Raw genomic sequence first — 24,148 nt, forward strand, 5'->3', positions numbered from 1 at the left:
GAGTTTTGGCGTTTCGACCGCCCGATCCGTTACCCCGAGGCCAACGCCGGATGTCGCGCGCGACATGGAGAGACATCGCGGCGAGAGAACGTCCAACCGCAAACCGTTGCGAGTCCTGGCGTTTCCACGAAAAAAGCCGACGTGGTTAGCGTCGGCTTTGTCTCTTAACCCGCGAGTCGCGTGATTTCGCTACCGGCGGATTCAAGTGGAGCGGGCGGGATCCGAATCTGCGACTGCCGGGTTATGAGACACGGGACGCACTGGCCCGAGCCCGCAAGCCCGTCCCGGCATTCGCCGATTCTTCGGGCTACGTAACTGCTATCGGTCAGATCGACCGCAGTTCACAGTTGAGATACCGGCGGACCGGTGCCATCCGATGGATGGCGCGATGTGAGGATGTTCAAGGGAGATCGGCACATTCCTGAATCTGGTCAGGTCGACAACACGTCGACAACACCGACGCAGGAAACAGCAGCGGGTGGAGTGCATTCGGTGAGGCACGCCGACGCACGGAAGACGTCTTGTTCCGCCGTCTGTTCCACCTGGCTTTCCCGAGCTCAGTCGACCTACTTTTGGGCGTTGGGGACTCTTTGTTTCCGATGGGCAACCACAGCCCAAAGCTAGAGGCCAATTCCAGGCCCGTAAGCGTGCATCGCTACATTTCTGTTGATGCGCGTCCAGTAGCCGGATGATAAAGTGCGACTGACGCCGGATAACGGTCACGCGAGACAATCGGGAAATCGTTGGCCAATCTCGCCGCTCAACCAAAGATTACAAATCTCTCTCGGAACGGGAATCGACCGCCGCGGCCAAGAAGTGTGGCAAAGGGCGCCGGCTACGGTTCGACATAGATCTGGTGCCCCCAAGTCGTCGGTGAAGCGATTGCACCAATCAAACACCAGATCGTAGGTATCGCCGGCGGTTTTGTCGGTGCGATGCCCTCACCGTCAGTGAAGTAGACGATCACTTCGGGCCGAACTTGTGCAAGTAGCGCCGGCTCGAACGGTGGCCGAAGATCCGTGCCGCCGCGCCCGTGGACTTCGGTCAACTCACCCCTGAAATGGTAAACCGATCGTATCTCCGAGTCACACTCGACAATGGTGACGTCGCACTCCCGCGAAAGGCGACACAGCTCTCCGCCGATCTGCTCCAAAAGATCGAAGGTCATCGAAGCACTGGTATCGATCACCGCCATTACCTTATGCCTGACAATGGTCTGTGATTTACCAGGTACGATGCCGACCAAGTGAGGAAATCGTCGCGGCGCACGATGCAGAGCGGGGCGATATTCCATGGTCTTCGCGATCAACTGCCGAAGCATGTGAGTCCAGCTGACGATTCCAGGCCGCGAACGGATACTTTCTTTCTTATTCATTGACGTTTTGCCGACAAGGATTTCCTCAATTTGGTCGCGGAGACAGTCGGACATGTCGTCCCAGTCGCGCTTACTTAAGGCTTCTCTTGCCTGACGAACGGCGTTTGCAATCACGAGTTTTCCTAAGTGGGGATTCTGGCGTGCGTTCTCCCAGATTTCGTGATTGTCGAGCGGCGACAGACTGATTTTGTCATCGGACGACTCGATTTTCCGTTTAGCACTGGGGGTTTTCTGTCCCGATTGCACCAATTCTCGTCCGGTTTGTACCGTTTTCGGTGCTGAGCGTACCGGTTTTCGTCCGCTACGCGGAGAATTTTCCAGCAATCGGGCGTATCGCGTTGCGGTGTCTTCCAGTGGCGGCAATTCAGGAAACTGTTCCAGCTTGATCGGGTTGCCGGGCAGCGGTTCAACGATCCATTCGTTGACCGATACTTCTTCCGCAATGACGCGAGCTGACTGATCAGGAAACTCGTCGGGTTGTACAAGCAGATGACCAAAAAGCAGATGGTTGACTTCGTGGTGCAGCACACCGATCAATTCGTCAAAGTGACAGCGACAAACGAACTCAGGGGAATACCAGAACTGAAGCCGTGCGTCGCGGATCGTTACGCCCATCGTTTCAACCTCTGGCACACAGACGAACTTCTCCGGCAACAGCAGATGGGCATGGAATGGGTACGACTTCGCCATCCTGCGGACCGCGATTTTCAATAGGCCGCTTGCATATTTCTCCAGGTTGGACTTCATAATCGCGACTTCCGAGGCACTTTGAGTTCGTGAAAGCCGCGATCCTTCAGCCAGCCCCGCGCCAATCTGCGCAGATCCGGCGGCAAGTCGAACAGGAACTGCTCGACGTTCCGTTTCGCTTCTGGATCGTGGGCCACGGCTTCGTAATCCCGCTGCCGTTGGAGGTGCTTTTGCAAACTATCGAGCGAGGCCGAAACCAAGTCCAATCGTGTGTCATTGATCCAGTTCAAGAACTGGCCTCGATGTGTCAGGTAATCTTCCGTGATTTCCTGCGGCTGAAGCGGTCGTGCCGCGTTTGTGCCGTAATACTCAAGGAAGGCCACCGCCCAGGTCTCGCCGACTACGCCGGCAAGCGCAACTGCCAGTGCATCGTCACCAGAGCGCAGTTCCTCCCAGCTCTTGAGAAGGTTGCTTGCGTACGTCCAAGCCCTCGGATTGGATTGGGGATCGTCAAAGACTCCTGGGCTCTGCTCAACGAAATCAACAATCTTGTCGTGAACATTCCCGGGATGCCGTGCCCAAGTGGCCCAGGCGGTTGAGTCTGGTTCGATGCGCACCTGAACGAATCGCGACGTCAGAGCGTCGTCCAATTCATCGACGAGATACTGCTCGCCGTCATTGATTGCAGCGCACGGCAACCAGCCCGGCGGCAAGGCGTAGTCGTTTAGCCGCCGGTCGGTTAACAACTGCAAACACGGCACTTGGACGTATCGCGGGCAGCGATTGAGTTCTTCAATCACCAGCAGCCCCTCACCTTTGCACGGCAGAAACGACGGTGGGTGATATTCGGTACGGCCATCATCATTGATTCTGGGGATGCCGATCAGGTCGACTGGTTCCATCAACGACAAGTCGCGAACGATGATATCGATTCCTTGCCGTCGAGCCGCTTCCTCGAACAGGCTGCTCTTGCCGACGCCGTGTCGTCCCGCCAACAGCACCGGCTGATCTGCATGGCGCGCCAACTCGATCATTTCAACAACGGAATCTCCTGCCGGTAACCTCATCATGGTCACGCCTCCGATTCCGCATGGCCTGGCTCTCGAAGGCTGCTGATGAGTGCAGCACCAGCCTCCTTGAGACCGCGCCCTTGTCGCGATGTTGGGTCGACGAGCCCCTGCTCAATCAGATAGGGTTCGACTTCCTGCCGGATGTTGGCCGTGTCGCAGCCGAGTTTGATGGCGAGTCGCTCGACGTTGCACTCGCAGTCCGGCAGGGCGGCCAGGTACCGCAGGTACATCCGCTGATGGGGCGTGAATCCGTGATCGTCAACGCCTTCGCTCGTCAGAAAATTCCGAACATGATCTTTGGTGATCGAACGGCCGTCCGGCCAGTAGTGTTTGAGGTTCTGCACTCGACGGACAATCACACGGGGCGATCCCTGCGCGACTTGTGCCAAGAGATTGGCGGCCTGAGGTGTCACACTGGCTTCACTCTGTTGAGCGACATGCTCAGCGATTGCCTTCAATTCTGCGGGCGTGTAGGGATCAAATTCTATCCGAGTCAATCGGCTCCGCAGTGCCTGTTTTACTCCGCCCGGTTCGTTGGTCGCCAAGATGAGCGTGAATTGGGCGATGCTTTCGTTCTCTGAGCGGCTAATGCCACGCTTGGTCTCGACAGGCACGCGCCATTCGTCCAGCGCGACGTAGAGAATCTGCTGGGCGTCTCGTGAAAGCGCATGGGCTTCATCGAGAAGTACGACATCGCCGTGACGAACATCGCGCAACACGGCACAGATCTCAGCGGGCTTCGTATCGCCGCTGGCCAGCACACAGCGGAAGTTGCTTCCGTATTCCGCGGCGACAGCCTTGGCAATCGACGTTTTGCCAAAACCCGCTGCCCCGATCAGCAGCAGCGAGGTGCATGGGTCGGCACACTGTTTAGCACCACCGATCAGCCGCCGCAGATGCTCGACGACTCGCCGCTGGCCAATAAACTCGTGAAACCGCTTCTCCGGCCTTCCCATGTTTCGCTCGCCACATGTCGCTTTCTGCCAGAAATTCGTCCGGCACAACTGCGTGCCAACCGCTCATCAAGCAAGCAGACATTGCACAGGGCGAAGCGTCGAAAGATTCTCCCATTTATCGAGAAATGCGAGACGGTGCCCTCTTGAGGACTCAAGGTTGGACTGCGCAGCGCAGGCAGATAAAGATGCTGCAACGTGTTCATTCACAGCAGGTTACGACGCGCCGCAAGACCGTGTGTTGCCGAAGAATTAAGGAATTGTCCCAATTGTCCCCTGATCTCGCCTCTGGTCGAATTTACCAACTAGAGAAACAGCCTATCAGGTCGGACTCGGTGAGGGTTTCCTCCGGGATTCGATGGCCCGAATCGACGATTGTCTTAATCTCATCTCGAATCGCCGGTTCGAGAAACTGAAATACCCAATCACCTGCGGCACTCGTCCGCCTTGACTGGTCTGGCCAGCCGCGCGGCGCACCTAACCGATTGGCCGAGGCAAGCATTTGCTCGTGCAGCACTGTGGCCGGATGAACCCGTGCGAGGTCGTTTGCGGCACAGTGCGATTGAAGTTTAGCAGCGATGTAGATCCCTCGCATATCGAGGTCTCCGACATAGAACACGTTCCGAACGGGCGCTTCTAGTAGCGCGATGTATTCGATTGATTTACCAACTTGGTGGCCGCTGCCGTACGCGATTCTGCCGACAGCCGGATTGGATGACGCCCGCAGTACTTTGCGGGCCAGCATGTAGGGAGCTGCATTTTCGAAAATCAAGAAATCGGCCGCATCTGAAACACGCTCGATCACCATGGGAAGAATATCGGGATCGCAACCGAGCATCGACAATGTTAGTCGTCCTTCGCCAAACAGTCGTGTCTTACATAGCGATACCAACTTTTTCTCGTCGCCGGTTAGCTGTAACGATCGGTACTTGAGCGGTGCCAGGGTCTCAAACCAGCCATCGACCAATCCTTGCTGAATCTTTTTCAGAAAAACAAACTGTTGCTCGGAAAGCTGGGAGCGGTTCAGCACCCATTGCAGTCGCGGGTGCCAAGGGTAATCTCGCCACACCGTCGATGTTCGCTTTTCGTCGATCTTCAGATCGATTGATGTAGGTGTTGGAATTGTGCTATTGCGATCCCACCGCGTTCCGTGGCCGACCGGCAGACGTAACACCTCTGATGCTTCCAACTCGCGCAGGAGCCGCATTAGGCAGCGTCGACCATCGGGACCCTGCGGAATGTCTCGATAGGTCTCGGCGAACGCGGACCAGATTTCTGAGTTGCCTACACGTCTTTTTCCCGACGCCTTGAGCCTATCGAGAAAACGCGACACTTTCTCGGAATCAAACAAAAACTCGAAGTCGTCATGCGACGCGGACATCAGTCCTCCAGGGACTCGTCCCCGGTCTCCACTTCATGCTTTGGCAGCGATGATGGCGGGGAATCGAATGACACTCGGGCGGTAGTAATGGTTTGCGTACTTGTTTCCCCATCGCCGTTCGCGTCGACCTCGACCATTCGCTTCCCGGTGCGCCGATCGATCCGCGAGTTCCGCAATCGAATGATGTTCTCTAAACAACCGACAGCATCTAGATCTTTCACGGCCGTGGCATAGACTAGCTGCACATTCATTGCCTGAGCAACCTCTCGCTGCATGTCGAGGAACGTGATTCGTGACGCCGTCCCGATCGGATTGTCCAGCACCAACACACTAGAGCTGGATTTACCATAACCCTCTTGCTGGCGCAGACGGATCAGAGTGCAGTAAAGCAGGATTGCGACGGTCAGCTTTTCGCCGCCACTGAACAATCCAAGATCATGAATATCAAATCGCGGACGACTCTGGTGTAAGTCCGGATGCAGTACCCTGACTCGGATTGGAGAGCCGATTCGGCGAACGGCCTTTTGAATCAACGAAATCCCTTCGCCGACTTCGCCCTGTTCTAGCAACTCGTCAACAAGGTCGCGAATCTTCGCGCGCCGCTCTGCTGGGTTGTCCGATGCTTTCGTAGTGATCTCCATAAAGCGTTTTCCGGCTTGAGGCAATGAATCGGGCAACCTCGACATTCGGGAGACTCGCCCCAACAAATCCAGCCCCTCGTTGGCAGCGCCGAGGATGACATCCACGACGATCTGCATCTGCTTCTCCGCCGTCTTCAGGTTTTCTTCGATATGAAAGATGCGTTCCTCGATTTGCACGATGTCAGAGTCGGCATTCTGTTCGAGAGCGCTGGCGTGACGAGACTTGAATCGAACACTGACTGAATCGCGAATCTGCTCGAATCGCGACTCACTTGAGGCACGATGAATCCTCTTGGCGATGTCCTCACGCTGCCGGTCGAGATGTTCACACTTCTCTCGCCCTTCTTGCAAAGTGGACGCGATTTCACCTGACATTCGTGCAACGTCTTCATCCGCCTTGATCAATAAAACTGGTTGGGCGTCAGGTTCGCCGTCTGGCAAGATAGCAGTTAAACGTTCAAGCACAGTTGCCTGTGCATCGGCAATCGTGCGAATGTTTGTAAGGTCCTTGCCAAGTGACTCGTTGCGATGTTCCAAATTCTGCAGTGTGCTACCTATGGCCACAAGTTCCTCACGCAACGCTTCAAGCCAGCGCGACTGTTCTACCGACTCCTTGCGAAGTCGTTCGGAATTTACAAGAATCTCATCATCTGTTCCTTCGGGTGAGAGTGATGGTAACGGCCCAGTCTTCTCAAGCTCGACCAATTCGTCCTGAGCCGCTTTCTGTTTCTCGCAAGCAGTGTCAACTTTGCGTTTCATTGGACCAAGCTGTCGTGTCGAATCATCGTACGCGCGCTCCGCATTTTCCTTCTGCTCGTCCACGGAGACACCTGCCGGCCGCTTTGCCAATTCTTCAGATACATCAGTCTTGCTGATCTCAGCAAACTTGCCGAGGACTCGTTCCAACTCCTTGTTTTCTGCCGCTGCTGCCTTGTCGGCACGTTCCGCCAATGCCAACAATCCCTGCTCGTTGAGTCTTCCCTCGTATCCCGCGCGCAGTTGCTCAAAGTCCGTCTTAAGCTGCTCTATATCGCCGGCGACAGCTGCGCGTCGCTCCGAATCTACGTAATTGGCATCAAGCAATTGTTCTTCAAGCTTTGAAATAGCCAGTGACTTCACGTGTGCTTCTTCTTGTACGGCCTCGGCCTGATCACGGGCGAGTTTCGATTGGTCGAGTTTCGTTTGACTTCGTTCACGATGTTCCCGTGTCTGGTTCTTCTGTAAGTCGAGATCTTCTCGCCAATGCCCGAGCTTCAACCCGTATTGGCTCTGATACTGATCGCATCGCGACAGCTGCCGTTCGTATGCCGCGACTTCGTCCAAAGCTGTCTGAAGACGCTCTTCGTTGTCTTGTATCTGAATTGTTAGCGTCTCGACACTTTCAGTCGCCCGCGCGATGTCCGTGGTGCAATCATCAATCTGAGACTGTTGTGCATTCAGCTTTTGCTCGATCTCGTTGAACCAACCGCGAGGATAGTGCTGCCGGAAATCGCGCAAACGACCTGCCAACTTATTCAGGTCGTCGTACCATCTTTTACTCTCGGCAATCTCATCGTTACGCGCATCGACAATCTCACTTAACCGCTTTCGTTCGTTGTCGGCTGACTGCGGATTAAAGTAGGCATCCGACTGTGGGCCGAATACCCGCCAATTCGCCAGCCCTTCGTCTTTAAGAGTCGAAACCGGAGCGACGGCCACTGGCGCCGTCAGACACGGTAAGCCAGAGTCTGCGGCGTTCGCGTTGCTGATTTCGGCGACGCGCTCAAAGTCCTTGTCAGCGACGACAATACCGCTGGCGATGTGGGGAAACTCGGCGATGCGTTCGCGAATGGACGAGACAGGAAAGTTCACCGCGAGGTACTGCCATCCTGAGTAGCAAGTGATTCCTGTCTGCTTCAGACGATCCAGGAGCGACTGCACATCACGACTGGCGGGTAAAAAGCCCGTGTCATCCAGACCAAAAATGTTCCGCTTGTCCTCTACCGAGGCTACTTCGAGGTCAAGGATCGCTTGATGCACGCGAGGTAACTCATCGTCGGCTTTGCTGATTGCCTTTGTTGCTGAAATATCCACGTTGACAGAGGATGCCTGCAACAGCCGCAAGAAAGCATCGTCCGCTTCCAGCTTGGCCTTGGCTTCCAGACCGCGTGTAAAGTCAGCCTTCAGAAGCGCGTGAGCTTTGTCAAATCGAACGCGATCGTGCTCCCGTTTCTGCTTATAGACCTCCTGTTGTCGACGGTCAGAGTCAAAGTCTTCGATAGTCGCTTTCTTGGCGTCAACTTCATTACGCGTGTTTTTCACCGACTCCGTGATTCGGCCACTTGCGGAATCGACAGTCTCGCCGTCGTGAAGAACTGATTCGTCACGAAGGCGTTTAAGTTCGCGCTCGGCCTCCTCAATCTTTTCGCTCAGTTGTGCGGCTAGCGTTTCAGATCTTGCCGCCCGTTCTCCTGATTCGGACCCTTCCTTTTGCAGTTGTTCTGCTCGCAGCTTGTGACGTTTTGCATTCTGCAGCAATGTTTCTCGCTCCCGACTAACCTGCTCCCGTCGGAAGTCAATCGCATTTGCATATTCAGTACACATCGTCACTAACTGCTGGTGATCCGGCTCAAGTTCTTTCTTGAGTCGCGCCAACTGTTCCCGACAATGATTTGCTTCTTTTGTGAAATTCTGGAGACGTGATAACGGCACTGCTGCCTGCCAGATGTTTTTCAGACGCTCTGCCGCGCGCATCTTGGTTTCTTGTGCCGCGTACTCCGATTCAAGTGTGGCAAGAATGCGAGAGCGCGCGATTTCGTTTAGCACCGCAGCTCTACGCAGCGCAGCACTTGATTCCTCTTCGGCCTCGCGCGTCTCAGCGCGGATCTCAGCTTCCTTTGATCGATGTTCCTCAACCTCAGCTAAGTTGTTTGTGATTTGTGTTTTGACCCATTGCTGCAGGAGATCAAGCCGCGCCTTTGAGCGTGCCACATCTTTTGCCGTGTCAACACGCTGGTTGCGGACTTGCGACATCTTTCTGAGTTGCTCGATCAATGCAAGGCACAATTCCCGTTCGGGCTTGAGCTGTTCATTGCGCTCGAGAAGCTCATGGCGAAATGTCGACAGCTGCTCTTTGACCTGCTGTGCCTGTTGCGGATCAAATGTCATTTCCAGCAGGAAATCGACGAAATCCTCAGACTCGGAGAACGAGAATCGTTCCGAAACACCGCCCTCCCGTTCGTTCATTCGGATCTGGTAGAAGAACACCTGCGGATCAATTCCCCGATCGGCGAGTTCCTTGGCAAATTCCTTTTGGCGGTCGTGAATGAAGACATCGTGATCCGGATAGTCATGCTGGAGTTGCCGCCAACGTCGACGAAAGCCCGCTAGCGTCCTGCGCCGGCGCGGCTGCCCATTAGATCCGCAAACCTCGACCTGTAACGGCAGACCGTCGAGCGTCAACTGAACTTCAGTGTCGGACACCTTGGTCGCAAAGTAGGCGGGATCGATGTCTCGAGTTGTCTCGCCATCACCCCCGGATTTTCGTTGATAGAAGAAGCCGCTGAGATAGCGTGGGCGATCGTCGTCAAACAGCCTGCCGCCATCGTCGTCGAGTTCCCATTCACATACGACGACGCTTTGGTCACGTGGCCCGACGTAGTCCTCGATCCGTCGTATCTTCCCCTCAGCCCTCTTTCCAAGAAAGTCGATCTTGCTTGGCCTGATGCTCGCAAATAACAAGCTAAGCAATGATGTTTTGCCGCCACCGTTTCGCAACCATAGAATCGAGTTTGTTGGGCATTCTTGGTGATCCGTCAAGTCGAGCGTCACGTCTTCGAACCGGGCGCTGTCGTGGCCAACGGAAACCAGCCGTATGCGCCGTAGCTTAGGCATGATAGGTCTCCTGCGATGCGACAATGCCCGTCGAACCGTCATCGCCGGTTGCCGAAGCGATCAAATCGTGGAACTCTCGATACAATTCAGATGCGGCCAATTCCTTTACGAGGATTTGATACTTCAGCGTAGGACGAAACGACGGGGAGTCTTTTGATCCGATGACGGTGAAACAACCCTGGTTCGCCAGCAATTGGAGATGCTTGTATATCAACCCGTGCGTCGAGTCCTTTGAGTGTAACCCGCTTTTCATCTTGCGAACCGCTGGGCGGCTCTCGTAAACCCGCCATGCTTCTTGAATGCCCTGCTGAAGCTGTTCATCGCTCAAGTCGCTGTCGCCGACGCGAGATTTTGCTGATTCCGACAACTCCCGCAGCATCTGGTCGACCTCTGCAACGGTAATCGGAGGTTTCGCTTCATATGAATCTTCGTCAAGATCGCGCTGACGCGGATAAACGGTTGCCGCGATCGCGATCTGAATCAGCCCGTCCAACAACCGGTCTTCACCCGATGTGCCGCTGCGAAATTCGCTCGGCTTCATTGCGAAGACAGATTGATTGCTCGTTCCCAGAAAAATCCCACGGTCGTTCACGTCTACAACTATCAATCCCAACCCATCGGCCACATCGCGCACCATACCGCGAAACGCCTGACGATCAATAAATCGGTCGACTAACTCCATATATTCCGGTTCATTGAACGGAATCATACCGGGTTGAAGTCCGTATTGAATCAATCTTCCGGCCAAGAAAGCGTCACTTCTATCATCTTCCATCGCTTCACGCCTTTTACGTGGTGGTCCTCTGGGGACAAATCAACAAGTCATCCCCGAACATGCGGTGATGTGCAAATCCGTCTTTCTCGTGCATGGCTACCTCGAACCCATCTATTCCGTCCTCCGGATCGAATTGTTCAAGGATTCGCAGCACGACGGCGTCCTGCACTTCGTCTGGACATCCATCTGTTTCGAGCCTTTGAATCAGTTCGGAAAGCACGATCGCCCGATCCAACTCGACAAAAACCTTTTCTGACCCTTGCAGCACATCATCATCAAATCGTTTGACTTCGACACCTGACTCAAGCAGGTCAAGCTCTTCCATTTCAACTTCACCTTCTGTCCGAATGCGAAGCGGTTGCAACTGCCAAATGATGAGACCGGCCAATGAAAGCAACTTCGGTGTTCGTGCAGTAGCCAACAAAGACGTCGCGTATTCGCCCAAGGGGACCACGTCGGCTTGCGGCATTGCCAATAAGGGCTGGAGAACTTCATCGCGGAGATTGATTGGCGTGATCGACTCAGAATCCGAAAAACACTGCCTGGTTTGCTGCTCAAAAAAGTGATTGCGCGTCTGCATCAACTGCCGGTTTAGATTCAAGTGACGATGGCGGCAATCGCGCATTAGGCGAATGACATCACCTACGGCATGTCGCTGGTCCTCGTCTAGCTGAACTGTAGCGAGCTTCTGCTGTGCCGAGTCGATGATGTCAGACTCGATCCGCTGGCGGTTTTGTACGTGGTCCATTGCTTCCACAAGCAACTCATGAACCTCGTTGCGCCAATCGACTTGCCGAATATCGCGCTTTGTCTGACCGACGATGTGCTCGATCTTCTCTTGGTATCGAAGCGACTGTCCGCGGGCGTTTTCTGCGAAGGCGCGGGCCTGGTCGAACTTGCCCCGCTCAAGCTGAAACCGAACTACCGCTTCATTCGCTTCCTGGGCACTTTCGATGTCCAAGTCCAGGGCGTTTAGGAATAGATTGATCGCTTCGGAAGAAAGCTGCAGCACAATTTCGCCACTGTAACCGTGCATTTCCTTAAGCAATTTGAATCTGAGCACCTTGCGGTCGAGCTGCCATCGATCGTCGAAGTCCGCGTATTCAACTTCAAAGGCACGTCCCCGATTTGCATCGTTTTTCAGATAACCGATCAAGCGGTCGACGACCTGCAAGTGCCGGCGCTCGTTGGGGTCAAGATTCGTTGCATCGTCAAATGCGGCAAGCAGCGGGCGAAGCGACTGCAGCATTGTCTCGCGAGTAACCTCGTTGCCGAATCCGCTTCCATCAATGATCGCATCGAATAACTTGATTGAGAGCGTGAGCGCATCGTAATGAGCCTGATCCTCAGTTCCGAGTTTCCACTTCTGCTGCAGCGTTACGAGCGGCTGTGTATGCAACAACACACGTTGACGGCTATGAAGTGTCGAATTCCACGCCGGCTGTGTCTCGCGGGTTTGCTCAAGTTGTTGCTTTGCTGATTCGTCCATCATCGCCCCAGAAAACACTGAGTATAACGGATTTGCCAGACGTTTTCGCCATTCTTAAGCCAGCCTGTGGCAAGCTCGGCAAAATGCAGGTGTACAATCCGCAAAATTCGACTGTATTGCCAGCACGGCCAGATCTGCGACAGAGTCATACGCATTGCGGTAAGAATCCTTCGTATCTTGATAGCTAAAAAAAGACGGCAAGTTGAGCCGCCCCGGAGGGCGGCCCAACTGCCGTGCGTGCTGGCCGATGTTGTTCAGCGCCGCCGTCGGCGACGGCGGGAGCGGCCGACGTTGTAGCCTTTGCGGCTGCCGATGCGTTTGCCCGATTTGTAACACCACCAGGCAATCGCGGCCAGCACGGCGAGTCCAAACAGACTTTCCATGTGGTCCCCTCTTCTGTTCGCGCGAATGCGAGGCGATCACTCTTCGGCGGGAACGATCGCCAGTGCGTCGCGCTGTAATTGTGTTTGGTCGTCGCCAAGCAGATCGGCGACTTTTGACCACAGTTCCTTGATCTGCTTCGGCGAAGTGGCGAGCCATACGGTATCGAGCAGGTTATCCTTCTCTTCGCGGAGCTGCAGAATCCGCTGGCCGTTTTCGCTTTCCGCGAGCAGCTCGTCCTCGTGAACGGCCTGCCGACGATTCACCGCGCTGTCCACTTCGTGGTCGTACCGGTAGGAGTGGTAATCGTCGATGTCTTCGACGGGCACGCCGCGGACGTGTGCGAGCATGGCACGTTCGATTTGCCGTTCGCGTTTTTCTAGCGCCGACTTCTGCTGTTCGACTTCGTCCAGTTCCTGCTGCATCTTTGACAAACCGAGCGAAGCGAGCGCCCGCTCGCGGGCCTCGCGGTGAACGCGATCCAGCAGGTTGGGGTCTTCTGCGGAAACGACTTCGATCTTCTTGTCGATCCGTTTGCCGATGCGATCCTTCCAATGTTCCTTTTCGGTGACGGTCAGTCCTGGCATGGTTTGCTCCTTGTTGTTCGTAGAATACGGATGGTTTAACCCTGCCACTGGCGACAATCGGTTTCGCGGTAGTCGCACATCGAACAAGTCCAACCAGGCCGATACACGAACCGATTGGACTGTAGATCATCGAGGTAGGCGCGGATCACGGCGAACAGTCGCCGAAAGTGCGCGTCGCCGCGGGCGGGATAACGGTGTGTTTCAACCTTCGGGGTCTTCGTCTTGATGAGGCTGCGGATTTGCAGTTCTTGCTCGGTCGCACCGAACACGTGCCGGAAGGCGTAGGCGTAGCAGGACAACTGAACTTCGTGAGAAATCTCAAGCGGCGCGCTCGTACGCGCTGCCGTCTTGAAATCAACGATCGTCATCCCGGTGGGCGTTTCAAGGATCAGATCGACGAATCCAAACAACGCCGTGCCCAAGTCGGCCCCGGTGTGAGGCTCGATCAGCGGGCACTCCAGCGGACTTTCGACGGCGATTGGGAAGCCCTCTTTGCTATCATGTCTATCGAGATAGGCTCCGACCAATCCGATCGTTTGACACTTCAGTGCCGCTTCGTCGTCGAACGAAGCGAACTGCATATCTTCAGCAGTGACTGCTTCATCCCACGAGTCGGAAATGTGCTGCGAGACGTCGGCAGACGTCACGTTCTCGCCAGCCTGAATTTGGCGATAGAAGAATTCCAAGCCAGCGTGGACGCGCTTGCCGAGAAATAGACTCGGTGAGGTCGGCTCTTTGATGCCATCCACATAACGCAGCTTGAACTTCAACGGACATGACACCCAGGTGTTCAGTCTGGTGGGCGATACGTAATCGAGAAGTCCCGAATTGTTATCGCGCGCGGGACTGGCGCGGGTCAGTGTGGCAATCATTCTATTCTCCAAATGAGAAACCCCGACAGCTCATCGGTTCGTAACCATTGAGTCGCCGGGGCTTTGTCGTTACAGGTTGGTGAACCGTCGACTTATGCGACCGTGCATTCGCCGGCGAGCAGGTTGAGTGTGGTGTCGCAATCGACGGGAAGGCGACGCAACCAGCGGGTGAACTGGTGGACCATCAGTCCGGCCGCGATACTGGCGGCGTAGATCGTGCTACGGGACGTGCAACTGCCGGTCTGAGCATCTGCCGGGGCAAACAGCGTGTTTGCGTAGCGGGCGAATGTGTCGGTATCGCTTGCGGCGAGGATACGAATGGTCTCGCCCAACATGCGGCCGTCCACCCAGAACCGGCAGCGGTTGGCTGCGGATCGCCAAATGGCAGCCCGCGTGGAGATCGAATCGACGCAGCAAAACACTGCCTCACCGATCTCCAGCTTTGCACGGTAGCGATCCTGAATCGTCGCAACTTGAATCGAAGCATCCAGACGACGAATCGCAGTGGCCGTTGCAAGCACTTTCGGCTGATCCACATCTTCGGCCGCGTAGCCTTGTGTCGTGACATTGGTCACATCCACCGCGTCAAAGTCGACCAATTGAATGCGCGGAGCACCAATGGCCGCAAGTTGTAGTGCCACTTGGCGGCCAATGGCGCCGACACCGATGACGGTGGTTGCGACATCGGCCAGACGATCGCTCGGTACAAGGTCTCGCTGTCGCGTGAAACGATCGTGGGGTGTGATCTCAATTGCGTTCATACAATCAGCTCCTCCGCATCCTCTTCGTCGGCCGCATAGTCGAACCAGCTTTCGTACCAACTGTTAGTTGGTTTCTCTTCGAATGGTGAGGCAAGCGCGGGTTCCAATTCGGCGGCCATGCTGCGGACCGGTTGTGCAGCGTGTACATTGGTCAGATACTCCTGCTCCCAGGCATCGGGTTCGGAGGCGCCAAACGGCCGCAAGTAATCAACGCCGACGGGGATCTCGACTTCGGCGCATGGCCCGACGTTGAAACGCAGCCGAGCGTACGACTGGCCTTCGCAGGCCAGGATGAACATTACAGCCCAATCCGAACGGCCGAAGACGCGGCCAAATGTCTCCTCGTCCGTCATACTCGGTCGCGGGCAGTCGCCCGGATGCGTATGCACCCAGATGCGGGCGAATTGTTCGGGCCTTCGCTCGGCATCCACCTGACGATCAAAGAAATCAGCGACCGATTCGTCGTCGAACGCGACGTGTGCCCACGAACAAACTTGCTTGACGAGTTGAATGTCTTCAACGAACAACAGGTCGTCCCTCGTCCCGATGCCGAAACCGCCGACTTCCGTGTCGCCATAATCACGCAGGAACAGCAACTTGGCCCACGCGGTTGGGCTGAATCGGAGCGTCGGCGTCGTCGCGTCTGTGACCGCTTCCGTCACTTTCCGTTTCTTCTTCGAGTTCTTGGTCATGGCAATCAGAACACCTTTCGTTGTCATCGAGGCAGCCCTGGCAAAGCTCAGCATCGCAACGCGAGCACTCCTTCATGCAGCCGCTGCAATGGTTCTCATCGCAGCCTTCGCAGCGTGTCGTGCATTCGTTGCAGAAGATGCCGTCGCAGCCAGGGCAGTTGAAGTAACATTCGCCGCACACCGTCGTCTCACACTTTTCGCACGTCCACCGCTGGTCGTCGCAGACGGTACTGCCGCAGTCGGCACATTCCACGCCGTGCCAATCCGATAGTGAAACGAAGGGGCTACCAGAGTTGTACGTCCGTAGCAAGTTGGCGACGATCATGAAGAAATCGAGCAAGCGGCCCTGTTCCAGCGCTTTGCGGATCGACTGATGCCCATCGCCTTCACAAACCCCTTCGTCTTGCACGTGGGGATGCGTAACGCTCTCATTCGCTGCAGCGGGATTGGGATCGACGGCGATCACGCGATAGTTATACGGATGGCCTTTCAGCAAGTCGGTCCAATCCAGACGAATCTCAAACGGACCCAAATAAACACCGTCTAGCTCAATGGCCTCCGTCGTGACCGACAACGTGTGCTCTCTTCGATGGAAGGCGACATCTTCGAACTCATCGTGCAGAGCGACTAGGTCAGCAAAGATGTCGCCCACCGAGGCTTTGCGGCCTTCGTCGCCTGATGGTCGAAGCTTGTGGTCAAGTTCCGCTACCTCATTGCGAAGTCGCTCGACCGCCAAACGCTGGTCGTGATTCAGCCGATCGGCCGCCAGGTTCCAGCCGCGCTGGGAAGCTTTCCGCAGCTTGCGATTTAGCATTTCGCATTGTTGCCACGCTGCCGCTGGCAGCGAGAAGCATTTGTCATTGGTAATTTTCGAGTGAAGCCGCTCGTGGATCGCGATTGCCATCCGGATGAGCAGCCGTTGTTGGCGCGTCATGGTTCGTCACTCCAAAGTGAACACCGCCCGCCACGCCACCGAGCGCTTAGACCCGGTGGCGTGCGGAAGGCTTGTGGTTACGATTTCGCGCCCTCGATTTTCGTTGGCGTGATGGAGATGCGGTCCCCTTCACGCAACACCTGATCCGCCGGGCAGGGCTGACGATTGACACGGATCAGGTAGTGACTCGGCTTGGTAGCGCCGATTTGTCGCTCGAACAGTTGAGCGACAGTCGTGCCATCGGCGACGTCCACGTAATCGGCGAAGCCGCCGCCGTCGTTGTTGATCACCAGAATCTTCATATGTATCCTTTCATGAGTTTTGTTGAGTGTGAAATCGATATCGTTGGCATCAAGTCGGTTGCCGCACCGGCCATCGTCGCATTCGACGGCGCGATGCGTTCTTGACTTCGCGCCGCCCTCGCCGTTGGCCACCACGCAACTGGTTTTGCTTGCTCGAATCACCGTTGCGCAGTGCGGAGTCATCAGTCACGGCGGCAACGCGAAGTTGACGCTTTTGCTCAAGCGACGGCCGGTTCATAGCGCGGCCTCCGCGTTTCTGCTTCGTGACGCTGCGCCTCCAATTCGTCCCAATCGATGACGTAAGGGCCGTGTTCGTCGGCCTCGGGATCGAGACCGTCGCTCGGTTCGGCGAGCAGAAACCCGAGACGTTTGATGGTGGAAACGGTTTCGCCCGTGGCGCGGGCGACGGCGCGGTCAAGGTCGGCCTGTTTCATGGAAAGCACTCCTGTTGAGGTGGGGAAACGAAAAAAGCCCCGGCCACACAGGTACAGTTGCCTGCGTGGCCGGGGCAAAAAGGTATACGTGTTGTCGTTGACGGCGGTCAGTCGAGCGGTGGCAGCAGCCAGTGCTTGTGCAACCACTCGGATTCCGCGTTGAGGGCGTCGCTGCGGCGAGCAAATGGGCCGAGCCGTGGCCCGCCTACCGGCGCCAGATCAGCGAACCAGCGACCGTCTTGATCGGGCTCGACGTGTGATCCACGAGAAATGGAAACATGCCCGATATGGGTGAGGTCGATGGATTCAGCGTAGACGTAGCGGATCGTGCCGCCGGGGGAGATCAGAAGTTGCATAGCCGGGTCCTCACTTGGGCGAACGAATGATCCGTCGCCGTGGTCGGTCAACAAGCAGTCCGTCCAGCACCGATTGGACGCCGGAAAGCTGCGTGGCAACCTGCTGGCGCAGGCCCCCGTTGTCGCGCAGTTCCTGTGGTTGGACTCCATCGACGACCTGACGACACTGTGAAACAAGCGAATCGAGCTGATCGTTAGATCGCACATTCAGTGCGCGGAAACGATTGAAAAACTCACGCAAGTTTCCCACGGCCGTGTCGCGGAAGATCTTGGGCTTGCCGTCTTCGTGACCGCCCAGCCGCTCGGTGAGATGCGAAACCAGTTGCGACAGCTCCTCGATGAACGCCTGCTCGGCCATCTGCACGGCCTCGTCAAAACGGGCCTGCACGCGGCGGCATTCTTGCTCGTACAACTCCGGATTGAGTTGTTGCAAATACGACGGCGGCTCGACGCTGGGAAAATCCCAAGAGACATCGAACATCCCCGCGAGCGATGCCGGATAGTCGGCTTCGTTGTAAAGGCTACCCAGTCGCTCTTCAGCCGCCACTTTGAGCGCTGCATATCGCTCGTCAAGTCCGGCCACGGCTTCGTCGAGTTCCTCCTTGAAAACGCTCATTTGGTCCTGAAATGTCGCCAGCGTATCCTGCCGCACCAAGCGAATCCCGGGCTCGGGATAGGGTAGGCTGAGCGACGCCCAATAGGCACGCGTGCGATTGCGCACCGAGGTTACTGCCTTGAAACGCGGATGTTTGGTGTCGAGCAGTTTCTTGCCGGCGCTGAGAAAATCGCCCTCGGCTCCGAACGATTCGGCCGCCTGGGCCTTCTGAGCCGTCGAAAGCGTTTTCCGTGTGCCGAACCACGTGAAGCTGACGCGTGTGGCGCACATCGTCGCCCGCATCTGATCTGCCGCGCCGGTGCGCTGCGTCGGCGGTCGGCCTGTGGAAACAGTCATGGTTTTTCTCCGAGGGTAACAGTGTGTAAATTATGGTTTGTCAGGCGATTCCCATTTCGCGTAGACGAACAAGCGCCGCTTCGTCGGATGGATAGCGCTGGCAAAGGTCGCAGCGCTCGACGGCCGAACCGGACTCCAGTTTGCCGCCTTCCAAGTGCGCTAGAATTCCTGGGACGCCACATTGGAAGTAACCGGGCTGTTCGCATTCACATGGCTCCGGTTTCCACAACTTCGCCCGCTCAAGCAGTTGCCGACAGCGGAGTCCCAATTCTGCGAACACGGCGCATGCTTCACGCCAGTCCGAACAATGTGCCCAATGGGTGGCCGACTCGGCCACGGTGTGACACATTTCAACGAAATCATCGCTAGTGACGGATGTATTCAACTGCTCACAGAGCGCGTCGATTTCGGCAGGCGTAAGCGGATGCGCTTCATCGAAATGGGAAGCAAAGGGCGACGGCATGGAGCGATCGCCTGCCATTTGATGCTGCCAACAGCGTAAGGCGGCAAGCATCGTTGCCAGTTCTCGCTGGCTGAACACAGTTGTTTCTCCTTTCATTCAGACGTAATTTGCCAGGACATCACGAGCGTCGCGGATGATTTGCTCCAATTCCTCTCCTGGCCGTCCCCGCTCATACCACGACACGAGTCTGGCCAGGTTCGACATCAACGGCACGTCCTGGCTGTAGTACCACTGCGACTGGGCATATTCATCGTCGCCAACGACATCGACAAGAAAATGGGACAGTTCCTCGGCGTACTCCGCTTCTGTCCCGTCGAAGCAAGCGTAAAGATCGGTTTTCCCAAGTGTGGCCTCAATCGCCTCGCGATGTGATGTCGCGTCGATGCCGGCTACCTTGCGCCTGACCACGGCGAACAGGTGGACGTCGTATTGCTGAAGCTGTGGTTGATCAGACATGACGTGCTTCTCTCTCGCACTCGTCGCTGGCGATGGAGTCAGCGTCGTGCGTTTCAGCCTCACTGACATATAGCAGCTTTCCTCGTTTCATCATCCACGGGGCAGGAGCCAGATGTTCCAGCCAATCCTGAGCGGTCGGGATACGTCCGAGGTCTTCCTTGACATGCTGCTCGCCGATGAATCGCACAGGGATCGACCGACCGTCGCTATTGGTGATTGTCACACCGAACAAACGTTCCAGCAGGAAGATGCCTTCGGCGTGATGGCGCAATGCCCGGTGGCGAAAGTCGGCAAAGAACGCCTTCGATTCGTCGAGCCACTGGTGCAGCGGCAGATAATCGTCCGGCCGCCCGCCAAAATGAGCGGCGCTCGAAAGGGCATGATGGTACGGATTCATAGCTCCCACACCTCCTCGTCGTATTCGCTCGTTTCGACGCGCCAGTTGTGTTCGCGGGTCAGTCGGCGATGAGCGACGTCGAGCACCAACTCGCCAAACGCACCGGTGTTGTTTTCCCAGCCATCGGGGAGCAGTCGCTCGGCGGCGGAAATCAACTCCTCGCGGAGATCGGCGGGAATCGCGACGTCGCCCGCCGGGCCGGTTGCCGTGACGCCTTCGACGGCGCCCGAGTCGCCGTAGCCGTCGTACTCGATGCGCACTGCCGTAACGCCCAACTCGTCAAGGGCATCGCAGGCTTTGCCCATGGCTTGGCGAGCTTCTGTTCGCTCTCGTTCCAGTCGCTCCTGATACGCGGTCATCCAATCGGCTGCAGAATCAGAGTCGGTCATTGATTGCATTGCTCCTTTCGTTTTGACGTGATTCGATGAATGGACAGTGATCGGTCGTAGCGATCAGTTGACACTGGGATCGCGTGGAATCTTCCGCCGCGACTTGGCTTTCGAACCGCTCGCGGTTGTGTAGATTCCCACCGTGTCTGCCGACAGGCAGCGACCGCTTGCCCAGTTACGCAATTGATCGACCGATTCGGCCGAGGTGACCGCAACCGGCACGATGTTTTGGGCCGCCTGTACGAGCGGAACATCGAGCAGGGCGGCAAGACGGCAACAGGCTCGAATCTCCGCGCCGGTCCAATGTTGATCGTCGGGAAGACGTTGGTCGGCTTCGATGCCGAACAGGTCGAGATACATTCGCCAGATGGCTTGCTTCTGTTGTTTGCCGGGCAAGTCAAGAAAGAACAAACCGTCAAAGCGTTCCGCGCGACAAAACTCTGGCGGCAGTTTTGTGACATCGTTCGCGGTGCAAACGACGAACACGTCCGATTCATGATCGTTGAGCCACGAGAGCAACGAACCAAACATCCGCGCAGAAACTCCGCTGTCGGTTTGGCCGGAACCGGCAACGCCGCTGAGTGCCTTTTCAACTTCGTCCACGAAGAGCACGGCCGGTTGCATGGCATCGACGATCCGCAGCGCCCGGCGCGTTCGCTCCTCAGTCTGTCCTACGAGCGAACCCATCAGCGCTCCAACGTCGAGCGTCAGCGTCGGTCGGCCCGTTTCATTGCCGAGCGCCTTGCAAAACGCGCTCTTTCCCGTGCCCGGCACGCCCAGTAGCAGCACGCCCCGCGGCTTGAGCGCCCGTGTGCTGCCGTTGTGTGGCCGCATCGCGCGCAGGCAAAACGACTTGAGCGACTCCAGTCCGCCAAGGTCGGAAAAAGACTCGCTTCCTCGATGAAGGGAGAGCAGACCGTTCTTGGTCAGCGTCTGCGACTTGAGTTCCCAAATCGACGACGGCTCGATACGTCCATGCCGCACGAGCGAAAGACTGAAGGCGCCCTCGACTTCGTACCGTGTGAGTCCGCAAGCGGCGTCGAGCACGCGCTGCAACTCGACTCCGGTAGGCAACTCGCCATCTTCGGTGGCGACGCCGCGGGCGATCTCATCGATCTGATCCCGATCAGGCAACTCGTGTTCGATGCAGACGATTAGCTTTTCCAGTTCAGTGGGGATTTGCACGACCGGCGACAAGACGACGACAAACGTGCGGTTGTTCTTACCCTGCACAATCTGCCGGGCCATGGCCTGGACGACTTCCGCGGAATTCAGAAACCGATGAAAGTTGACGAGCACCAACAGTGACGGGTTCTCGTCATCCGCCATGGCGCTCAGTGCCCGAACCGCCGCCAGCGGATCGGCTCCCGCCGCCGTATCCGCCGTGCTACCGTCCGTACCACCCGATAATCGCAATCCCTGGTCGATATCCCAAGTGGCCATCTTCCATTGCTCGTTGTGGCAGAGACGGGCAATCTCCAGCAGCGCGTCTTCATGCTCGTGGCTTTGAATCCAAATGCCGGCGAAGCACGCGCGCACGGTCTCCGCCAAACGCTCTGATAGCGTCATGGTTTATTCCTTATGTAGTTTGGGGTTTGAGAAGAGTGACGGGCGGCTGGCCAATCACCGCGATGCAGCCAGACGACCGATCGTCTGCAGCCAAGAGACGATTTCGCCGTCGGGATCGCGTTGGTGCAGCAGTTCCACGGTCATGTGGTCAGCCGCTTTGGTATTGAGCCAGCGCTTGGCCCGGTTGGCCATACGTCGGCGCGCACGCGGCGGGAGCAGTTCCCAGGGAGTTTCATCAAGGCCGCGCTGATAAAGGCTTTTCGCGGCGAACTCGGCAGCCGGATCGAAGTCGTCGAATGTGACATCAACGTCCCCAGCCGCCGTGATCGCAGTGGCATGAAGATAATTCTCCAGGCTACGCTTGCGAGTCAGCACGGCGCGACAGTTTGGGCGGCGGTTCACCGCATCAGCGGCTTCGCGGCGCAAGTCCGTTTCCGGCGGTAGCTCGTGATCGTACAGATGGAACTCGGGCTTGCCCAAGGGAGCGAGTCGATACGTCCACGCATGGACGCTGCCGCCGCCGAAAGGAACGAAGACCAACTCGCCCCGCTGTTCCATCTCTACCAGATGCGGCAGCGTATCGTCGCTTGCGTAAAGCAGCATCGAAATGCGCCGCAGAAACTCAATGTCATTCGTGCCTTCGACAACGAGCAATATTCTCACCAAGTCGGTTGTTGCCGCCTTTCGGCCAGGCACGGATGCGATAGGTTGTTGCAAGAGGGTCATTTCTCCTGTTCCAGATGATTCTGATCGTGGGTGTAAGCTTCGTGGAACTCGGCCGTCAGTGATTCCGATGTGGCCTTGCCGAGCGCCAATTCCAAGAAGCGACTGGCGTCGCGACACGCACTGCCGGCGAAGCCCTTGGTTTCCACGCGGGACTCACTGCCGGGCGAGATGATGATTTCAATCGTCTTCATGCAGTTCTCCTACGTGAACGGTGAGTTTGATGGAGCCATCGGCCAGCGGCTGTTCGGTTACGGTGTGGCCGTTGCGGCGGGCTTCGAGTTTGGCTCGTTCGCAGGCGTATGCCTGCATCAGTCGGTCCAATTCGCGCTGCGCGCCCCACCGGCCCTCAAAGTTGTCGAATCGGATGCGACCGCTTTCCGTGTCACAGACGACTGGGTAGCGCCAGTCGGGTAGCCGCACGCAATAGCCGGTGGCCTCGCCGCTGAAGACTTGCGCGGTCTCGTGCGTTGGGAGCGACAGACCGAGACGTCGACAGGCCGAGTTGAGTGCTGCCGCGTCCCGAATCTCGGTCTCGACGGTAACGATGTGGGACATGTCAGTGTCTCCGTTGGTGATATGTCGTGATTGGGTCAGGTTGGTTTCTCGATTGGGTCGGCATCGTAGGGCGAACTCGAATTATCATTGCCCGTGCGCAGGCCAATGGCGCGGACGTTGTCAGAGGGTGGCAGCAACAATGGCCTATCGGTGACAAGGTCTTCGAGCAACACCTCAGCAATAGCCTGATCGTTCGCAGGTTCGACGCGGCGCCCGAGCAGATACCAGCACAGGACCAACGGCAGCAGGCACGCCAATAGAAATCCGATGTTGGTGATCGCCGCAGCGATGATTGGGTCCAAGCGACGTTTAGCGGCCAGGTCACGGCGCTCTCCTTCCAGCAAATCGCGTTGCCGCCCTACCTCGGTACGTTCCGCTTGAATTTCGCGCTGCAGGACAACCATTTCCTGTCGCGCTTGAGCATCGGCTTCGACCAGTCGCCGCGAACCTTCGGCAACCTCGCGCTGCAGTTCGGTGACCTGACGATTCTGCTCCGCCTGCCGTTCGAGATGCCGTTCGGCCATTTCAGCCAGACGTTTGTTTTCTTCTTCATCACATCCGATCGCCGTCAGCATCAGCGTTACGGCGATCGGCGTGAGGATCAGCTTGTGTGTTTGCATACGACCTCCAACGGTTAATGAGACGTCTGAGAATGTCCTGCAGCGCGAGGCGCAGGCGTCGCTCCTTGATGAGCGCAACAACCGCCAGCAGCAGGGCCACGGAAACAAAAGCGAGTACAACGTACGACAAGTGATTCTCCTTTCTTCTTCGCGATTGATAAATTCAGAAAGACGATCAACCCAGCCAGAGCTAAGCGATCCCTTCATGTATAGTGACGCGTTTTGGCCTTGGATTTAGCTCCGCATTGGTCATGAACATCGTCACACTGGTGCGTTGCTGCCGACTTCGGACGAGTCGGCATGAGGTTCGTCGCGGGTATCGGCGTTGGGCGGTTTCGATTGCGAGTCGGACCGCACTCCTTGTTTGGCGTTCTTGTTCAACCAGCGCTTCGCCAGCACGCGGCCGACCAGTCGTGCGAGTTCTCGATACGGTTTCTCCATTGACTCAACTCCAAAAA

The 24,148-nt window shown here is 56.7% G+C and carries 27 protein-coding genes; all 27 read right to left on the reverse strand.

All coding sequences use genetic code 11. From position 1 onward, the window contains the following. Positions 1-835: 835 nt before the first annotated feature. A complete protein-coding gene (locus tag Pan97_RS08015; RefSeq protein WP_144971583.1) occupies positions 836-2,122 on the reverse strand; it encodes a vWA domain-containing protein in 1,287 nt (428 codons plus the stop codon). After that, positions 2,119-3,132 (reverse strand): AAA family ATPase, encoded by a 1,014-nt coding sequence (locus tag Pan97_RS08020; protein WP_144971584.1) that lies wholly within the window; start codon positions 3,130-3,132, stop codon positions 2,119-2,121. Before Pan97_RS08020 ends, Pan97_RS08015 begins: the two co-directional genes overlap by 4 nt. A gap of 2 nt (positions 3,133-3,134) precedes the next feature. After that, a complete protein-coding gene (locus Pan97_RS08025) occupies positions 3,135-4,088 on the reverse strand; it encodes an AAA family ATPase (RefSeq protein ID WP_144971585.1) in 954 nt (317 codons plus the stop codon). Positions 4,089-4,383: 295 nt separating this feature from the next. Further along, a complete protein-coding gene (locus Pan97_RS08030; protein WP_144971586.1) occupies positions 4,384-5,466 on the reverse strand; it encodes a hypothetical protein in 1,083 nt (360 codons plus the stop codon). Next, on the reverse strand, positions 5,466-9,980 hold the full coding sequence (locus tag Pan97_RS08035) for a coiled-coil domain-containing protein (protein WP_144971587.1): 4,515 nt from the start codon (positions 9,978-9,980) through the stop codon (positions 5,466-5,468). The genes Pan97_RS08030 and Pan97_RS08035 overlap by 1 nt, the downstream gene beginning before the upstream one ends. Then, complete coding sequence (locus tag Pan97_RS08040; protein WP_144971588.1) at positions 9,973-10,755, reverse strand: hypothetical protein; 783 nt, start codon at positions 10,753-10,755, stop codon at positions 9,973-9,975. The genes Pan97_RS08035 and Pan97_RS08040 overlap by 8 nt, the downstream gene beginning before the upstream one ends. Positions 10,756-10,768: 13 nt before the next feature. Next, entirely contained in the window at positions 10,769-12,247 is a 1,479-nt protein-coding gene (locus Pan97_RS08045; RefSeq protein ID WP_144971589.1) for a hypothetical protein, read from the reverse strand. Between the two features lie 251 nt (positions 12,248-12,498). Continuing rightward, positions 12,499-12,627: a hypothetical protein gene (locus Pan97_RS27015; RefSeq protein WP_261342372.1), complete on the reverse strand. Its 129-nt coding sequence runs from the start codon at positions 12,625-12,627 to the stop codon at positions 12,499-12,501. Between the two features lie 36 nt (positions 12,628-12,663). Then, complete coding sequence (locus Pan97_RS08050) at positions 12,664-13,212, reverse strand: hypothetical protein (protein WP_144971590.1); 549 nt, start codon at positions 13,210-13,212, stop codon at positions 12,664-12,666. Between the two features lie 35 nt (positions 13,213-13,247). Then, entirely contained in the window at positions 13,248-14,084 is an 837-nt protein-coding gene (locus tag Pan97_RS08055; protein WP_144971591.1) for a RecB family exonuclease, read from the reverse strand. Positions 14,085-14,176: 92 nt separating this feature from the next. After that, positions 14,177-14,845 carry a ThiF family adenylyltransferase gene (locus Pan97_RS08060; RefSeq protein ID WP_144971592.1) on the reverse strand — a complete coding sequence of 223 codons (669 nt, stop codon included), beginning with the start codon at positions 14,843-14,845 and terminating at the stop codon, positions 14,177-14,179. Then, the gene (locus Pan97_RS08065; protein ID WP_241676370.1) at positions 14,842-15,441 is read right to left on the reverse strand and encodes a hypothetical protein; all 600 of its coding nucleotides are present in this window, start codon (positions 15,439-15,441) and stop codon (positions 14,842-14,844) included. The genes Pan97_RS08060 and Pan97_RS08065 overlap by 4 nt, the downstream gene beginning before the upstream one ends. After that, positions 15,425-16,471: a hypothetical protein gene (locus Pan97_RS08070; RefSeq protein WP_144971594.1), complete on the reverse strand. Its 1,047-nt coding sequence runs from the start codon at positions 16,469-16,471 to the stop codon at positions 15,425-15,427. Before Pan97_RS08070 ends, Pan97_RS08065 begins: the two co-directional genes overlap by 17 nt. Positions 16,472-16,548: 77 nt before the next feature. Continuing rightward, entirely contained in the window at positions 16,549-16,908 is a 360-nt protein-coding gene (locus Pan97_RS26795) for a MoaD/ThiS family protein (protein WP_241676371.1), read from the reverse strand. Between the two features lie 83 nt (positions 16,909-16,991). Continuing rightward, positions 16,992-17,207 carry a hypothetical protein gene (locus Pan97_RS08080; RefSeq protein WP_144971595.1) on the reverse strand — a complete coding sequence of 72 codons (216 nt, stop codon included), beginning with the start codon at positions 17,205-17,207 and terminating at the stop codon, positions 16,992-16,994. Positions 17,208-17,314: 107 nt separating this feature from the next. Continuing rightward, positions 17,315-17,563 (reverse strand): hypothetical protein, encoded by a 249-nt coding sequence (locus Pan97_RS08085; RefSeq protein WP_144971596.1) that lies wholly within the window; start codon positions 17,561-17,563, stop codon positions 17,315-17,317. Positions 17,564-17,573: 10 nt separating this feature from the next. After that, positions 17,574-18,515 carry a hypothetical protein gene (locus Pan97_RS08090; RefSeq protein ID WP_144971597.1) on the reverse strand — a complete coding sequence of 314 codons (942 nt, stop codon included), beginning with the start codon at positions 18,513-18,515 and terminating at the stop codon, positions 17,574-17,576. A gap of 40 nt (positions 18,516-18,555) precedes the next feature. After that, positions 18,556-19,056 (reverse strand): hypothetical protein, encoded by a 501-nt coding sequence (locus tag Pan97_RS08095; protein ID WP_144971598.1) that lies wholly within the window; start codon positions 19,054-19,056, stop codon positions 18,556-18,558. An 18-nt stretch (positions 19,057-19,074) separates the two neighbouring features. Beyond that, a complete protein-coding gene (locus Pan97_RS08100; protein WP_144971599.1) occupies positions 19,075-19,434 on the reverse strand; it encodes a hypothetical protein in 360 nt (119 codons plus the stop codon). Then, on the reverse strand, positions 19,427-19,831 hold the full coding sequence (locus tag Pan97_RS08105) for a DUF6915 family protein (protein WP_196782318.1): 405 nt from the start codon (positions 19,829-19,831) through the stop codon (positions 19,427-19,429). The genes Pan97_RS08100 and Pan97_RS08105 overlap by 8 nt, the downstream gene beginning before the upstream one ends. Continuing rightward, entirely contained in the window at positions 19,828-20,220 is a 393-nt protein-coding gene (locus tag Pan97_RS08110; RefSeq protein WP_144971600.1) for a DUF6878 family protein, read from the reverse strand. Before Pan97_RS08110 ends, Pan97_RS08105 begins: the two co-directional genes overlap by 4 nt. A gap of 63 nt (positions 20,221-20,283) precedes the next feature. Then, the gene (locus Pan97_RS08115; protein ID WP_144971601.1) at positions 20,284-21,789 is read right to left on the reverse strand and encodes an AAA family ATPase; all 1,506 of its coding nucleotides are present in this window, start codon (positions 21,787-21,789) and stop codon (positions 20,284-20,286) included. 54 nt (positions 21,790-21,843) lie between these two features. Next, entirely contained in the window at positions 21,844-22,515 is a 672-nt protein-coding gene (locus tag Pan97_RS08120) for a hypothetical protein (RefSeq protein WP_196782319.1), read from the reverse strand. Next, a complete protein-coding gene (locus tag Pan97_RS08125) occupies positions 22,512-22,706 on the reverse strand; it encodes a DUF2997 domain-containing protein (RefSeq protein WP_144971602.1) in 195 nt (64 codons plus the stop codon). Before Pan97_RS08125 ends, Pan97_RS08120 begins: the two co-directional genes overlap by 4 nt. Further along, a complete protein-coding gene (locus tag Pan97_RS08130; RefSeq protein WP_144971603.1) occupies positions 22,693-23,070 on the reverse strand; it encodes a DUF1257 domain-containing protein in 378 nt (125 codons plus the stop codon). The genes Pan97_RS08125 and Pan97_RS08130 overlap by 14 nt, the downstream gene beginning before the upstream one ends. A 35-nt stretch (positions 23,071-23,105) precedes the next feature. Then, positions 23,106-23,690, reverse strand: coding sequence for a hypothetical protein (locus Pan97_RS08135; RefSeq protein WP_144971604.1), 585 nt, complete (start codon positions 23,688-23,690; stop codon positions 23,106-23,108). A gap of 261 nt (positions 23,691-23,951) precedes the next feature. After that, positions 23,952-24,131 carry a hypothetical protein gene (locus Pan97_RS08140; protein WP_144971605.1) on the reverse strand — a complete coding sequence of 60 codons (180 nt, stop codon included), beginning with the start codon at positions 24,129-24,131 and terminating at the stop codon, positions 23,952-23,954. Positions 24,132-24,148 lie beyond the last annotated feature (17 nt).

The organism is Bremerella volcania (assembly GCF_007748115.1).
Lineage (GTDB): Bacteria > Planctomycetota > Planctomycetia > Pirellulales > Pirellulaceae > Bremerella > Bremerella volcania.

Excerpts from the sequence above, each read along its gene's own strand:
- Pan97_RS08015 (WP_144971583.1), bottom strand. The coding sequence starts at position 2,122 with ATGAAGTCCAACCTGGAGAAATATGCAAGCGGCCTATTGAAAATCGCG.
- Pan97_RS08020 (WP_144971584.1), bottom strand. The coding sequence starts at position 3,132 with ATGATGAGGTTACCGGCAGGAGATTCCGTTGTTGAAATGATCGAGTTG.
- Pan97_RS08025 (WP_144971585.1), bottom strand. The coding sequence starts at position 4,088 with ATGGGAAGGCCGGAGAAGCGGTTTCACGAGTTTATTGGCCAGCGGCGA.
- Pan97_RS08030 (WP_144971586.1), bottom strand. The coding sequence starts at position 5,466 with ATGTCCGCGTCGCATGACGACTTCGAGTTTTTGTTTGATTCCGAGAAA.
- Pan97_RS08035 (WP_144971587.1), bottom strand. The coding sequence starts at position 9,980 with ATGCCTAAGCTACGGCGCATACGGCTGGTTTCCGTTGGCCACGACAGC.
- Pan97_RS08040 (WP_144971588.1), bottom strand. The coding sequence starts at position 10,755 with ATGGAAGATGATAGAAGTGACGCTTTCTTGGCCGGAAGATTGATTCAA.
- Pan97_RS08045 (WP_144971589.1), bottom strand. The coding sequence starts at position 12,247 with ATGATGGACGAATCAGCAAAGCAACAACTTGAGCAAACCCGCGAGACA.
- Pan97_RS27015 (WP_261342372.1), bottom strand. The coding sequence starts at position 12,627 with ATGGAAAGTCTGTTTGGACTCGCCGTGCTGGCCGCGATTGCCTGGTGG.
- Pan97_RS08050 (WP_144971590.1), bottom strand. The coding sequence starts at position 13,212 with ATGCCAGGACTGACCGTCACCGAAAAGGAACATTGGAAGGATCGCATC.
- Pan97_RS08055 (WP_144971591.1), bottom strand. The coding sequence starts at position 14,084 with ATGATTGCCACACTGACCCGCGCCAGTCCCGCGCGCGATAACAATTCG.
- Pan97_RS08060 (WP_144971592.1), bottom strand. The coding sequence starts at position 14,845 with ATGAACGCAATTGAGATCACACCCCACGATCGTTTCACGCGACAGCGA.
- Pan97_RS08070 (WP_144971594.1), bottom strand. The coding sequence starts at position 16,471 with ATGACGCGCCAACAACGGCTGCTCATCCGGATGGCAATCGCGATCCAC.
- Pan97_RS08080 (WP_144971595.1), bottom strand. The coding sequence starts at position 17,207 with ATGAAACAGGCCGACCTTGACCGCGCCGTCGCCCGCGCCACGGGCGAA.
- Pan97_RS08085 (WP_144971596.1), bottom strand. The coding sequence starts at position 17,563 with ATGCAACTTCTGATCTCCCCCGGCGGCACGATCCGCTACGTCTACGCT.
- Pan97_RS08090 (WP_144971597.1), bottom strand. The coding sequence starts at position 18,515 with ATGACTGTTTCCACAGGCCGACCGCCGACGCAGCGCACCGGCGCGGCA.
- Pan97_RS08100 (WP_144971599.1), bottom strand. The coding sequence starts at position 19,434 with ATGTCTGATCAACCACAGCTTCAGCAATACGACGTCCACCTGTTCGCC.
- Pan97_RS08105 (WP_196782318.1), bottom strand. The coding sequence starts at position 19,831 with ATGAATCCGTACCATCATGCCCTTTCGAGCGCCGCTCATTTTGGCGGG.
- Pan97_RS08110 (WP_144971600.1), bottom strand. The coding sequence starts at position 20,220 with ATGACCGACTCTGATTCTGCAGCCGATTGGATGACCGCGTATCAGGAG.
- Pan97_RS08115 (WP_144971601.1), bottom strand. The coding sequence starts at position 21,789 with ATGACGCTATCAGAGCGTTTGGCGGAGACCGTGCGCGCGTGCTTCGCC.
- Pan97_RS08120 (WP_196782319.1), bottom strand. The coding sequence starts at position 22,515 with ATGACCCTCTTGCAACAACCTATCGCATCCGTGCCTGGCCGAAAGGCG.
- Pan97_RS08125 (WP_144971602.1), bottom strand. The coding sequence starts at position 22,706 with ATGAAGACGATTGAAATCATCATCTCGCCCGGCAGTGAGTCCCGCGTG.
- Pan97_RS08130 (WP_144971603.1), bottom strand. The coding sequence starts at position 23,070 with ATGTCCCACATCGTTACCGTCGAGACCGAGATTCGGGACGCGGCAGCA.
- Pan97_RS08135 (WP_144971604.1), bottom strand. The coding sequence starts at position 23,690 with ATGCAAACACACAAGCTGATCCTCACGCCGATCGCCGTAACGCTGATG.
- Pan97_RS08140 (WP_144971605.1), bottom strand. The coding sequence starts at position 24,131 with ATGGAGAAACCGTATCGAGAACTCGCACGACTGGTCGGCCGCGTGCTG.